The sequence below is a fragment of the Ancylobacter pratisalsi genome, from assembly GCF_010669125.1.
GTDB classification, from domain to species: domain Bacteria; phylum Pseudomonadota; class Alphaproteobacteria; order Rhizobiales; family Xanthobacteraceae; genus Ancylobacter; species Ancylobacter pratisalsi.
This window is the reverse complement of the sequence record NZ_CP048630.1, coordinates 3,246,285-3,260,115: the sequence shown is the minus strand read 5'-3', so window position 1 is coordinate 3,260,115 and position 13,831 is coordinate 3,246,285. Positions and strand designations below refer to the sequence as shown.

Sequence of the window (13,831 nt, the reverse complement as noted above, 5' to 3'; positions counted from 1 at the left end):
CATTGACGCTCCCGCGGCAGGCTCCTATGAAGGACGGCAACTTCGCCTTCCCCCGGATCGTGTGCCAGGAGCTCCGCCATGTGCGGCATTGTCGGGCTGTTCCTCAAGAACCCCAAACTCGAGCCCGAGCTCGGCGCCATGCTGGCGCAGATGCTCGACGTAATGTGCGACCGCGGGCCGGATTCGGCCGGGTTCGCCGTGTATGGCAGCGGTACGCCCGGCCTGGTGAAGCTCACCCTGCGCGGCCCCGCCGGCACCGATTTCGCGAAGATCGGCACCGCGATCGGCCATCCCGTGATGCCGCGCGACACCCATGCGGTGCTGAGCGTGAGCGCCTCCGAGGAGGCCGGCGTCCGCGCCGCGCTGGCGCGCATCGCCCCCGAAGTGCGGGTGGTGGGCACCGGTTCGCGCATGGAGCTCTACAAGGAGGTCGGCCTGCCGGCTGACGTCGCCCGTCGCTTCGGGCTGGAGGGCATGTCCGGCACCCACGCCATCGGCCACACCCGCATGGCGACGGAAAGCGCGGTCACCACCGACGGCGCCCACCCGTTCTCCACCGGTCCCGACCAGTGCCTCGTGCATAACGGCTCGCTGTCGAACCACGCCGGCGTGCGCCGACAGCTGGCCCGCGAGGGTGTGCGTGTGAACACCGAAAACGACAGCGAGGTCGCCGCCGCCTACCTCACCTACCGCATTGCGCAGGGAGATACGCTGGGCGAGGCGCTGACCCATTCGCTGGACGACCTCGACGGCTTCTACACCTTCGTCGTCGGCACCGAGAGCGGCTTCGGCGTGCTGCGCGACCCGATCGCCTGCAAGCCCGCCGTCATGGCCGAGACCGACGACTACGTCGCCTTCGGCTCCGAATACCGGGCGCTGGCCGGCCTGCCGGGCATCAGCTCCGCCCGCCTGTTCGAACCCGAGCCCGCCAAGGTCTATTTCTGGGATCGCGCCGCATGAGACTTGCCCTCACTCCCGCCGTCGAGGCCGCCGTCACCGTCGATCTCGCCAGTTCCTCGCTGCGCGAACTCAACGCCGCGCTGCACAAGCTCGCGCCCGACACCACCGAGGCCTACTGGAAGATCGCCAACCCGGCCGGCCGCCACGCGCTCGCCGCCGGGCTCGATGCGCCGGTCACGGTCGAGATCGACGGCCCGGTCGGCTATTACTGCGCCGGCATGAACAAGCAGGCCCGCGTCATCGTGAACGGCAATGCCGGCGTTGGCGTCGGCGAGAACATGATGAGCGGGTTCATCCATGTGAAGGGCGATGCCAGCCAGTCCGCCGGGGCCACCGGCAATGGCGGCCTGCTGGTGATCGACGGCAACGCCTCCGCCCGCTGCGGCATCTCGATGAAGGGCATCGACATCGTGGTGAAGGGCTCGGTCGGGCACCTCTCCGCCTTCATGGGCCAGGCTGGCACCCTTACCGTGCTGGGAGATGCCGGCGAGGCGCTGGGCGACAGCCTGTACGAGGCGAAGCTGTTCGTGCGCGGCTCGGTCGCCGGCCTTGGCGCCGACTGCGTCGAGAAGGAAATGCGCGAGGAGCACAAGGCGCTGCTCGCCGCCAAGCTGGAGGCCGCCGGCCTTCTCGGCGCGGTCGATATCGGCGAATTCCGCCGTTACGGCTCGGCCCGCACGCTTTACCACTTCCACGTCGACAACGTGTCGAACTACTGAGGGCGGCCGCGATGACGGACATGACCAACACGCCGCGCACCAAGCCGCGCCTCTCGGCGACCTTCGACGAGTACACGCTCTCGGAAATTCGCCGCGCCGCCGCCACCGGCATCTATGACATCCGCGGCGCCGGCGCCAAGCGCAAGCTGCCCCATTTCGACGACCTGCTGTTCCTCGGCGCCTCGATGTCGCGCTACCCGCTGGAGGGCTATCGCGAGAAGTGCTCCACCGAGGTGCTGCTCGGCACCCGCTTCGCCAAGAAGCCGATCGCGCTGAAGATCCCCATCACCATCGCCGGCATGAGCTTCGGCTCGCTCTCGGCCAACGCGAAAGAAGCGCTCGGGCGCGGCGCGTCGGCCATGGGAACCTCGACGACCACCGGCGACGGCGGCATGACCAATGAGGAACGCGGGCACTCGCAGACGCTGGTCTACCAGTACCTGCCCTCGCGCTATGGCATGAACCCCGACGATCTGAAGCGCGCCGACGCCATCGAAGTGGTGGTCGGTCAAGGCGCCAAGCCGGGCGGCGGCGGCATGCTGCTCGGCCAGAAGATCACCGAGCGGGTGGCGAAGATGCGCACCCTGCCGGTCGGCATCGACCAGCGCTCGGCCTGCCGCCATCCCGACTGGACCGGCCCGGACGATCTCGAGATCAAGATCGAGGAACTGCGCGAGATCACCGACTGGGAGAAGCCGATCTATGTGAAGGTCGGCGCCGCCCGTCCCTATTACGACACCGCTCTGGCGGTGAAGTCCGGCGCGGACGTGGTCGTGGTCGACGGCATGCAGGGCGGCACCGCCGCCACTCAGGAAGTCTTCATCGAGAATGTCGGCATCCCCACCATCGCCGCCGTGCATCAGGCGGTGAAGGCGCTGCAGGATCTGGGCATGCACCGCAAGGTGCAGCTCATCGTCTCCGGCGGCATCCGCAACGGCGCGGATGTGGCCAAGGCGTTGGCACTGGGTGCGGACGCCGTGGCCATCGGCACGGCGGCGCTGGTCGCGCTCGGCGACAATGACCCGCGCTATCAGGCCGACTACGAGGCACTGGGCACCACCGCCGGCGCCTATGACGACTGGCACGAGGGCCGCGACCCGGCGGGCATCACCACGCAGGATCCCGAGCTGATGAAGCGGCTCGACCCGGTCGCTGCCGGCCGGCGCCTGGCCAACTACCTCGCGGTGCTGACGCTGGAGTGCCAGACCATCGCCCGCGCCTGCGGCAAGAGCCATGTCCACAATCTCGAGCCGGAGGACCTCGCCGCCCTCACCATCGAGGCGGCGGCCATGGCGAATGTCCCGCTCGCCGGCACCGACTGGATTCCGGGCCGCAACGGCCGCTTCTGAACGACCAGACCCCGCGCACGGCGCGGGGTTTGCACATCACGACACCGAACGAGCCCCAAAGGGCCGGGGAACAGCACGGATTGCAGGTAGGATTGCAGCAGATGGCAAACGATCTGGCTTACGCCGCCAAAGAACTCGGCATCAAATATTTCCTCATCTCCTATGTCGACCTGTTCGGCGCCCTGCGCGCCAAGCTGGTGCCGGCCTCGGCCATCAGCGGCATGGAGAAGACCGGCGCCGGCTTTGCCGGCTTCGCCACCTGGCTGGACATGACGCCGGCGGACCCGGACCTGTTCGCGGTGCCGGACGCGTCGAGCCTGATCCAGCTGCCGTGGAAGCCGGAAATCGGCTGGCTCGCCTCCGACCTCGTCATGAATGACGAACTGGTCCGGCAGGCCCCGCGCAACGTGCTCAAGAGCACCATGCTCGGCGCCGGCTCGCTCGGCTACCTGATGAAGAGCGGCGTCGAGTGCGAGTACTTCCTCACCACCCCGGACGGCGCGAAGATTTCCGACGCCGCCGACAACGCCACCAAGCCCTGCTACGACCAGTCCGCCCTGATGCGCCGCTACGAGGTCATCAAGGAAATCTGCGACTGCATGCTCACGCTGGGCTGGGGCCCCTACCAGAACGACCATGAAGACGCCAACGGCCAGTTCGAGATGAACTGGGACTTCGACGACGCGCTGATCACCGCCGACCGCCACGTCTTCTTCAAGTACATGGCCCGCTCGATCGCCGAGAAGCACGGCCTGCGCGCGACCTTCATGCCCAAGCCCTTCATCGACCTCACCGGCTCGGGCTGCCACATGCACACCTCGCTGTGGGGCGAGGACGGCTCCAACCTGTTCGACGACGAGGATGGCGAGCTCGGCCTCTCCGATCTCGGCTACGGCTTCATCGGCGGCCTGATCCACAATGCCGACGCGCTCTGCGCCTTCACCAACCCGACGGTGAACTCCTACAAGCGCATCAACGCCCCGGTCACGACCTCCGGCGCCACCTGGGCACCGAACACCGTGACCTATACCGGCAACAACCGTACCCACATGATCCGCATCCCCGATGCGGGGCGTCTGGAACTGCGCCTGCCGGACGGTGCGGCGAACCCGTATCTGATGCCCGCCGCCGTCCTCGCCGCCGGGCTCGACGGCATCCAGAACCAGCGCGATCCGGGCAAGCGGCTCGACATCAACATGTACACCGACGGGCACAAGGTGCGCGGCGCCAAGAAGCTGCCGCTCAACCTGCTCGACGCCACCCGCGCGCTGTCGAAGTCCACCGTGCTGCGCGCCGCCCTCGGCGCCCCGCTGATCGACGGCTACATCAAGCTGAAGACCGAGGAGTGGAACGCCTATTCCCACCACCTCACCCAGTGGGAACGCGACAACACGCTCGACATCTGAACGGCGCTGAAAACACACGCAGGCGACGGCCGGGCCCCTGCCCGGCCGTTTGCGTTGCCGCTCACTCGCGGACCGTGAACGGCACGACGCCGCGCCGGTCCGGGTCGAGCGCGATCTCGCGGCCGAGCGGGGGGAAGGCGCGCTCGGGGCAGGCGGAGCGCGGGCAGATGCGGCAGTTGACGCCGAGCGGAGACATGCGCGCCGACTTCAGGTCGAGCCCGTCGGCATGAACGATCTCGCCGGCATAGGACACCTCGCAGCCGATGCCGAGCGCGAAACGACGCTCGCGCTGGCCGTAGCGGATGGGCGCCGTGGAGGTGCTGCGCGCCAGGCACAGATAGCGCACCCCGTCCGGCATCTCGCCGAGCTGCACCAGCGTGCGCGAGGGCTGCTCGAACGCCTCGTGGACATTCCAGACCGGACAGGCTCCGCCATAGCGGGCGAACTGGAAGCGCGTCGCGCTGTGGCGCTTGATGACGTTGCCGGCGCGGTCGACCTTCAGGAAATAGAACGGCACGCCCTTCTCGCCCGGCCGCTGCAGGGTGGAAAGCCGGTGGCAGACCTGTTCCAGGCTCGCCCCGGTCATCGCGCCCAGAAGGTCGAGATCGTGGCGCGTCTCGCGTGCCAGACGGGCGAAGCGGCGGTAGGGCAGGATCAGCGCGCCGGCGTAGTAGTTCTGAAGCGAGAGCCGACACACCTCGCGCGCCGTGGTGCTGCGGAACCCCGCCTCCAGCACGTGCTGGTCGATCAGTTCGCTCTGCTCGAAGCGCGCAATCAGCGCCGCAAGGCGGAAGCTGCGGCTGGCCGGCTCCAGCATGCGCGACAGCGTCGCCACGCGGCGATGGCGATCATATTGCAGCAACGGCGCGTCCGGCTCGTCGGCGGGCGCGGTATCGACCGCGATGTCGTGGCGCTCGCGCAGATGCCGGACCAGGATCGCCGAGGCGTCCTCGCGCGCGAACAGGTCGAGGGCGGCGCTGCGCTCCTCGGCGGCGCGGTCGAGCCCGTCCACATAGTTGTCGATGTAGTGGAAATGGTCGCGCACCTCCTCGTAGGGGGCGAGGTTGCGCGCCTCCCCGTCCAGCTCGGTGGCGACCGACACCACGGCGTCGTCATGGGCGACGCGGCGCTCCTCCAGCCGGCGCACGGCGCCGTAGAGCCGCAGGAAGGCATGGGCGAAGGCGGGGGCGTGGGTGGTGGCGTTCTTCAGGTCCTGAAGGCTCGGCTCCAGCCCCTTGAACACCGGATCGGCCAGCGCCTCGCGCAGATCCGCCACCACGCGGTCGAGATCGTCGGCACCGAAATGGGCGATATCGAGATTGAAGGTGCGGCTGATGGCGAGCAGCACCGCCGCCGTCACTGGACGCTGGTTACTCTCGATCTGATTGATGTAGCTTGGGGACAGGGACAGACGACGGGAGAAGTCGATCTGCGTCAGGCCGAGCTTCTCGCGCACATTGCGCACCGCATGGCCGGCATAGACCTTCTTCGACATGGGTGCGGGCTTTCGATTTTGTGAAAGATTTACAATTTCACGATCCGCATTTTCACAGCTTATCTTTTGTTCCGCAAGGGCCTAAGAGACAGCGTGGCGTTGGGCGACTTCACAAAAGGGAACCTGCGCCACCGGATAACTGCGGATGACGGGCGCGGCCGGCGCGCGGCATGCTGCCGGGGCGCCGTTCGAGGCGGACCGGGAGCGCGCGGCACGCCCGAAGCACCGAAGCCATGCCGCCGAAATGACGTGACACATGCGTTCGAGGAACCGCCATGAAGCACATTCTCGATGAGCTCGAACAGCGCCGCGCCGGCGCCCGGATGGGCGGCGGCGAGCGCCGCATCGACGCCCAGCACAAGCGCGGCAAGCTCACCGCGCGCGAGCGCATCGAGTTGCTGCTCGACACCGGCTCCTTCGAGGAGTTCGACACCTTCGTGCAGCACCGCTGCACCGATTTCGGCATGGAGAACACCAAGACCCCCGGAGACGGCGTCGTCACCGGCTGGGGCACGGTGAACGGCCGGCAGGTCTTCGTCTTCGCCAAGGACTTCACCGTGTTCGGCGGCTCGCTGTCCGAGGCGCACGCGGCCAAGATCACCAAGATCCAGGACATGGCGCTGAAGACGCGGGCCCCCATCATCGGCCTGTTCGACGCCGGCGGCGCGCGCATCCAGGAAGGTGTCGCGGCGCTTGGCGGCTATGGCGAGGTGTTCAGGCGCAATGTCACCGCCTCGGGCGTGATCCCGCAGATCTCGGTCATCATGGGCCCCTGCGCGGGTGGCGACGTCTATTCGCCGGCCATGACCGACTTCATCTTCATGGTGCGCGACACCTCCTACATGTTCGTCACCGGCCCGGAGGTGGTGAAGACCGTCACCAATGAGAGCGTGACCTCGGAGGAGCTGGGCGGCGCCAAGGTGCACACCACCAAGTCCTCGGTGGCGGACGGGTCCTACGAGAACGACGTCGAATGCCTGCTGCAGATGCGCCGGCTGATCGACTTTCTGCCGGCCAACAACGTGGCCGGCGTGCCGGAATGGCCGAGCTTCGACCAGGCCGACCGTCTCGACGCCTCGCTCGACACGCTGGTGCCGGACAACCCGAACAAGCCCTATGACATGAAAGAGCTGATCGGGAAGGTCGTCGATGAGGGCGACTTCTTCGAGATCCAGTCGTCCTTCGCCCGCAACATCCTCACCGGCTTCGGGCGCATCCAGGGCCGCACGGTCGGCGTGGTGGCCAACCAGCCGATGGTGCTGGCGGGCGTGCTCGACAGCGACGCCTCGCGCAAGGCCGCCCGCTTCGTGCGTTTCTGCGACGCCTTCGAGATCCCGATCGTGACCTTCGTGGACGTGCCCGGCTTCCTGCCCGGCACGGCGCAGGAATATGGCGGGCTGATCAAGCACGGCGCCAAGCTGCTGTTTTCCTACAGCCAGGCCACCGTGCCGCTGGTCACGGTGATCACCCGCAAGGCCTTTGGCGGCGCCTATGACGTGATGGCCTCCAAGCACATTGGCGGCGACGTGAACTATGCGTGGCCGACGGCGCAGATCGCGGTGATGGGCGCCAAGGGCGCGGTGGAGATCATCTTCCGGGCCGATATCGACGACCCCGAGAAGATCGCCGCGCGCACCAAGGAATACGAGGCACGCTTCCTCTCGCCCTTCGTCGCCGCCGAGCGCGGCTATATCGACGAGGTGATCACGCCGCGCTCGACGCGCAAGCGCATCGCCCGCGCGCTCGCCATGCTCGCCTCCAAGAAGGTCGAGACGCCCCTGAAGAAGCACGACAACCTGCCGCTGTGAGGCCTCCCATGTTCTCCAAGATCCTCATTGCGAACCGTGGCGAGATCGCCTGCCGGGTCATCAAGACCGCCCGGCGCATGGGCATCAAAACCGTCGCGGTGTTCTCGGACGCGGACAAGGATTCCCTGCACGTCGCCATGGCGGACGAGGCGGTGCATATCGGCGCCGCCCCCGCCGCGCAGTCCTACCTGCTGGCCGAGAAGATCATCGAGGCCTGCCGCCAGACCGGCGCCGAGGCGGTGCATCCGGGCTACGGCTTCCTTTCCGAGCGGGCCAGCTTCGCCACGGCGCTCAAGGAGGCGGGCATCGTGTTCATCGGGCCGAACCCCGGCGCGATCGAGGCGATGGGCGACAAGATCGAGTCCAAGAAGGCGGCGGCGGCGGCGAATGTCTCGACCGTGCCGGGCTATCTCGGCGTGATCGAGGACGCCGAGCACGCGGCGCGGATCGCCGACGAGATCGGCTATCCGGTGATGATCAAGGCCTCGGCGGGCGGCGGCGGCAAGGGCATGCGCATCGCCTATTCGCGCGACGAGGTGCAGGACGGCTTCGACCGCGCGAAGTCGGAGGCAAAGTCCTCCTTCGGCGACGACCGCGTGTTCGTGGAGAAGTTCATCGTCGAGCCGCGCCACATCGAGATTCAGGTGCTCGGCGACAAGCACGGCAACATCATCTATCTCGGCGAGCGCGAATGCTCGATCCAGCGCCGCAACCAGAAGGTGGTCGAGGAAGCGCCCTCCCCGCTGCTGGACGAGGCCACCCGCCGGAAGATGGGCGAGCAGGCGGTCGCGCTGGCCAGGGCCGTCAATTACGACAGCGCCGGCACGGTCGAGTTCGTCGCCGGTCAGGACAAGTCGTTCTACTTTCTGGAGATGAACACCCGCCTGCAGGTGGAGCACCCGGTGACCGAGCTGGTCACCGGCATCGATCTGGTCGAGCAGATGATCCGCGTCGCCGCCGGCGAGACGCTCGCCCTGACGCAGGCCGACGTGAAGCTGCACGGCTGGGCGGTGGAATCGCGGGTCTATGCCGAAGATCCCTATCGCGGCTTCCTGCCCTCCATCGGCCGGCTCACCCGCTACCGCCCGCCGGCGGAAGCGGTGAAGGACGGCATCACCACCCGCAACGACACCGGCGTCTTCGAGGGCGGGGAGATCTCGCTCTATTACGACCCGATGATCGCCAAGCTGATCACCCATGCGCCCACCCGCGAGCAGGCGATCGAGGCCCAGGCGGACGCGCTCGACGCCTTCGCCATTGACGGCATCCAGCACAACATCCCCTTCCTCGCGGCGCTGATGAGCCATCCGCGCTGGCGCGAGGGGCGGCTCTCCACCGGCTTCATTGCCGAGGAATACAAGGACGGCTTCCACCCCACGGCCCCGAGCCCGGTGCTCGCGCGCCGCCTCGCGGCCGTGGCGGCGGTGATCGACAATGTCGGCAATGCGCGCAAGCGCGGGATCAGCGGCCAGATGCCGGGCCAGCCGGTGAGCTTCGAGCACCAGCGCGTGGTGCGCCTCGGCGGCCAGAGCCTCCCCTGCGAGGTGGACCGGGCGGCCGGCGGATTCATCGTCACCTTCCTCGACGACGCCGGCAAGCCGCAGGATACGCACGAGCTGCGCTCGGGCTGGCAGCCCGGCGAGCCGGTGTGGAGCGGCGTGTTCGACGACGAGGCCATCGCCGTGCAGGTGCGCCCGCGCCTCAACGGCGTCGCCCTCGCCCATCGCGGCATCGCCGTGGACGCCAATGTCTACACCAACCGCGAAGCCGAGCTTGCCCTGCTGATGCCCGAGAAGACCGAGGCCGGCAGCGGCAAGCAGTTGCTCTGCCCGATGCCCGGACTCGTGGTCTCGATCGCCGTGTCGGAAGGACAGGAGGTCAAGGCCGGCGAGGCCCTGGCCGTGGTCGAGGCCATGAAGATGGAGAACGTGCTCCGCGCCGAGCGCGACGCCACGGTGGCCCGGATCCTCACCAAGGCCGGCGACAGCCTCGCGGTGGACGCCGTCATTCTCGAATTCGCCTGAGGGGTACGCCGATGGATGCGCTGACCGAGCTCGACCTCGCCTCCTTCCCGGCCGCCAGCCGTGAGGAATGGCTGAAGCTGGTTGAGGGCGTGCTCAAGGGCGCTTCCTATGACAAGCGCATGGTCACGCGCACGGCCGATGGCGACACGCTGGACGCGCTGCCCGAACGCCGCCGCGCGGCCATGCCGCTGGCAGGGCGCCCGGCCGGCGCGCCGTGGCGCGTCGTTGCCCGCATCGACCACGACACCCCGGCGGCGGCCAACGCGCAGCTGCTGGAGGACCTCGACGGCGGGGCCGACGGCGCCAGCCTCATCTTCGCCTCCGCGCCTTCCGCGCGCGGCTTCGGCCTCCCCCTGCGCCATGAAGAGCTGGTGGCCGTGCTCAAGGGCGTGATGCCGGAGCTGATCACCCTGCGCGTCGAGGCCGGCCATTTCCAGGGCCGCGACATCGCGCTGGCGCTGGCCCGGCTGTTCGAGGGCGAGGACCCGGCGAAACTGGACATCCGCTTCGGTCTCGACCCGATCGGCGATTTCGCCGCGCTCGGCAGCGCCCCGATCGAGTGGGACGCACTGGCCGCGCGGCTCGGCCAGACGGTCGGCACGCTGCGCGGGCGGGGCCTGCGCGCGCCCATGCTGCGGGCCGATGGGCGGCTCCACCATGACGCCGGCGCCACCGATGCGCAGGAACTGGCGGGTACGCTCGCCACCGCCCTGGCGTATCTGCGCGCGCTGGAGAATGCCGGCCTATCGCTGGAGGAGGCCGCCGCCGCGATCGAGGTGACGCTGACCGCCGATGTCGACCAGTTCGCCACCCAGGCCAAGCCGCGCGCCTTCCGCCAGCTCTGGGCCGCGATGCTCGGCGCGTGCGGCGCGTCGCCCGTGCCGGTGTCGATCCATATGGAGACCGCCTGGCGCATGCTGACGCGGCACGACCCCTATGTGAACCTGCTGCGCGGCACCATCGCGGCCTTCGCCGCCGGGGTCGGGGGCGCGGACAGCCTGACCGTGCTGCCCTTCACCCAGGCACTGGGCCTGCCGGACCCGGCCGCCCGGCGGCTCGCCCGCAACACCCAGCTCATCCTTATCGAGGAATCCAACATCCACCGCGTCGCCGATCCCGCCGTCGGCGCGGGGGCCATCGAGGAGCGCACCGAGAAGCTCGCCGCCACGGCGTGGGAGCTGTTCCGCGCCATCGAGCGTGAAGGCGGCATGGTGGAGAGCCTCAGCTCCGGGGCATGGCAGCGACAGCTTTCAAGGGCGCGCGCGGCGCGGGCGAAGGATGTCGCGACACGGCGGCTGCCGCTCACCGGCACCTCGGAATTCCCCCTGCTGGGCGAGGCCGCTCCTGCCCTGCTCGCCCCGGCGCGGCGCGCGCCCGCCTTCGCCGGGGGCGACGGCGCGCTCGCCTGCGAGCCGCTGATCGGCCATCGCCTCGCCGAGCCGTTCGAGAACCTGCGCGCGACGGCGCAGGCGGCGCAGCCCGCCCCGCGCGTGTTCCTCGCCAATCTCGGCATGGCGGCCGATTTCACCGCCCGCAGCGGCTTCGCCCGCAGCGCTTTCGAGGCCGGCGGCATCGCGGCCCTCGGCAATGAGGGTTTCAGCGACATCGACGCCCTTGCCGACGCCTTCCGCGCCTCGGGAGCGCGGGCGGCCTGCCTGTGCTCGTCCGACGAGATCTACGCCGCGACCGCCGCCAACGCGGCCACCGCCTTGCGGGCGGCGGGGGCCACGACGATCTATCTCGCCGGCCGGCCCGGCGAACACGAGGCGACGTGGCGCGCGGCGGGGATTGAGGTTTTCCTCGCCGCGGGCGACGATCTTCTCGCCTTTCTCACTGACGCGCTTCGACGCTTCGGCATCGACGCGGAACGGGAGGTTGTGCCGTGACGGACAGTACCGTGAAGGCCGGCGCCAGCCGTATTCCCGACTTCGCCGCCATCGACTGGCAGGCGCCCCGCCCCGCCGCGCTCACGCCGGCGGCAACGGACTGGCTGACGCCGGAGGGCATTCCGGTGAAGTCGGTCTACGGCCCCGAGGACATTGCGGGTCTGGGCTTCGTCGACACCTATCCCGGCATCGCGCCCTATCTGCGCGGACCCTACCCCACCATGTACGCGACGCGGCCCTGGACCATCCGGCAATATGCCGGGTTCTCCACCGCCGAGGATTCCAACGCGTTCTACCGACGCAACCTCGCGGCGGGGCAGAAGGGACTTTCCGTCGCCTTCGACCTCGCCACCCATCGCGGCTATGACAGCGACCACCCGCGCGTGGCCGGCGATGTCGGCATGGCGGGCGTGGCGATCGATTCCATCTACGACATGCGCACCCTGTTCTCCGGCATCCCGCTGGACCAGATGAGCGTTTCCATGACCATGAACGGCGCGGTGCTGCCGATCCTGGCGCTCTATGTCGTCGCCGCCGAGGAACAGGGCGTCAGCCCGGCGCAGCTTTCAGGGACCATCCAGAACGACATCCTCAAGGAGTTCATGGTCCGCAACACCTACATCTACCCGCCCGGCCCCTCGATGCGGATCATCTCCGACATCTTCGGCTTCACGTCACGGGAGATGCCGCGCTTCAACTCGATCTCGATCTCCGGCTACCACATGCAGGAAGCGGGAGCGACGCAGGACCTCGAACTCGCCTACACGCTGGCCGACGGCGTGCAGTATGTGCGGGCGGGCGGGCTTGCCGGCCTGCCGATCGACAGCTTCGCCCCGCGCCTGTCGTTCTTCTGGGCGATCGGCATGAACTTCTTCATGGAAGTGGCCAAGCTGCGCGCCGCCCGCCTGATCTGGGCCAAGCTGATGCAGGACCTCGGCGCCAGGAGCCCCAAGTCGCTGCCGCTGCGCACCCATTCGCAGACCTCGGGCTGGAGCCTGACCGCGCAGGACGCGTTCAACAACGTGATGCGCACCATGATCGAGGCCATGGCGGCGACGCAGGGCCACACCCAGTCGCTGCACACCAACGCGCTGGACGAGGCGCTGGCGCTGCCGACCGACTTCTCCGCCCGCATTGCCCGCAACACCCAGATCCTGCTGCAGCAAGAAAGCGGCACCACCCGCGCCATCGATCCCTGGGGTGGCTCCTACTATGTGGAGCGCCTGACCGCGGATCTGGCGACACGCGCGCTCGCCCATATCGCCGAGGTCGAGGAACTGGGCGGCATGGCGAAGGCGATCGAGGCCGGCATCCCCAAGCTGCGCATCGAGGAAGCCGCCGCCATCACCCAGGCCCGCATCGACGGCGGCACGCAGGCCGTGGTCGGCATCAACAAGTTCCGCCCCCTGCGCGAAACGCCGATCGACGTGCTGAAGGTGGATAATTCCGCGGTGCGCGCCGCCCAGCTCGAAAAGCTGCGGCGCCTGAAGGCCGAGCGCGACCCGAAGGCGGTGGCAGCTGCGCTGACCGCGTTGCAGAATGGGGCGGAGGGCAAGGGCAATCTGCTTGCGCTCGCCATCGACGCCGCCCGTGCCAAGGCGACGGTGGGCGAGATCTCCGATGCGCTGGAGCGCGTCTTCGGCCGGCATCGCGCCGAAATCCGCGCGGTCTCCGGCGTCTATCGTCGGGAGGCATCCGCGATGACCGGGAAGGTCGATGAGGTCCGCGCCATGGTGGATGCCTTCGAGCACGAGGAAGGCCGGCGCCCGCGCATTCTCGTCGCCAAGGTGGGCCAGGACGGCCACGACCGCGGCCAGAAGGTGATCGCCTCGGCCTTCGCCGATCTCGGCTTCGATGTCGATATCGGCCCGCTGTTCGCCACGCCGGAAGAAGCCGCGCGCCAGGCGGTGGAGAATGACGTCCACGTCATCGGCATCTCCTCGCTGGCCGCCGGTCATCTGACGCTGGTGCCGCAGGTCAAGGCCGCGCTCGCGGCCGAGGGGCGACCCGACATCATGGTCGTGGTCGGCGGCGTGGTGCCGCCGCAGGATTACGACGCGGTGCGCGCGGCCGGCGCGGAGGCGATCTACCCGCCCGGCACCGTGATCGCGGATGCCGCCGGCGAACTCGTCGCCAAGCTGTCCAGCCGGCTCGGCCACAAGCAGGCGGCGGAATAGCCGCCTC

At 68.8% G+C, this 13,831-nt stretch carries 9 protein-coding genes; 8 read left to right on the top strand and 1 reads right to left on the bottom strand.

The window, feature by feature from the left end; genetic code table 11:
* Positions 1-78: 78 nt before the first annotated feature.
* From G3A50_RS15305 to glnT, 4 genes are all read left to right on the top strand, one after another.
* Positions 79-960 (top strand): class II glutamine amidotransferase, encoded by an 882-nt coding sequence (locus tag G3A50_RS15305; RefSeq protein WP_163076069.1) that lies wholly within the window; start codon positions 79-81, stop codon positions 958-960.
* A complete protein-coding gene (locus G3A50_RS15300) occupies positions 957-1,679 on the top strand; it encodes a GltB/FmdC/FwdC-like GXGXG domain-containing protein (RefSeq protein ID WP_163076068.1) in 723 nt (240 codons plus the stop codon). The genes G3A50_RS15305 and G3A50_RS15300 overlap by 4 nt, the downstream gene beginning before the upstream one ends.
* 11 nt (positions 1,680-1,690) lie before the next feature.
* Complete coding sequence (locus tag G3A50_RS15295; protein WP_163076067.1) at positions 1,691-3,028, top strand: FMN-binding glutamate synthase family protein; 1,338 nt, start codon at positions 1,691-1,693, stop codon at positions 3,026-3,028.
* Between the two features lie 101 nt (positions 3,029-3,129).
* Positions 3,130-4,434, top strand: coding sequence for a type III glutamate--ammonia ligase (glnT, locus tag G3A50_RS15290; RefSeq protein ID WP_163076066.1), 1,305 nt, complete (start codon positions 3,130-3,132; stop codon positions 4,432-4,434).
* 61 nt (positions 4,435-4,495) lie between these two features.
* Here the strand turns inward: glnT and G3A50_RS15285 are convergent, their stop codons facing one another.
* Positions 4,496-5,929, bottom strand: coding sequence for a short-chain fatty acyl-CoA regulator family protein (locus G3A50_RS15285; RefSeq protein WP_163076065.1), 1,434 nt, complete (start codon positions 5,927-5,929; stop codon positions 4,496-4,498).
* A gap of 275 nt (positions 5,930-6,204) precedes the next feature.
* On the opposite strand from G3A50_RS15285, the gene G3A50_RS15280 reads away from it, so the two are divergent.
* The 4 genes from G3A50_RS15280 to scpA are packed head-to-tail and all read left to right on the top strand — an operon-like array spanning position 6,205 to position 13,824.
* A complete protein-coding gene (locus G3A50_RS15280) occupies positions 6,205-7,737 on the top strand; it encodes an acyl-CoA carboxylase subunit beta (RefSeq protein ID WP_163076064.1) in 1,533 nt (510 codons plus the stop codon).
* Between the two features lie 8 nt (positions 7,738-7,745).
* The gene (locus tag G3A50_RS15275; RefSeq protein ID WP_163076063.1) at positions 7,746-9,761 is read left to right on the top strand and encodes an acetyl-CoA carboxylase biotin carboxylase subunit; all 2,016 of its coding nucleotides are present in this window, start codon (positions 7,746-7,748) and stop codon (positions 9,759-9,761) included.
* 11 nt (positions 9,762-9,772) lie between these two features.
* A complete protein-coding gene (locus tag G3A50_RS15270) occupies positions 9,773-11,647 on the top strand; it encodes a methylmalonyl-CoA mutase family protein (protein WP_163076062.1) in 1,875 nt (624 codons plus the stop codon).
* The gene (gene scpA / locus G3A50_RS15265; RefSeq protein ID WP_246251738.1) at positions 11,644-13,824 is read left to right on the top strand and encodes a methylmalonyl-CoA mutase; all 2,181 of its coding nucleotides are present in this window, start codon (positions 11,644-11,646) and stop codon (positions 13,822-13,824) included. The genes G3A50_RS15270 and scpA overlap by 4 nt, the downstream gene beginning before the upstream one ends.
* Positions 13,825-13,831 lie beyond the last annotated feature (7 nt).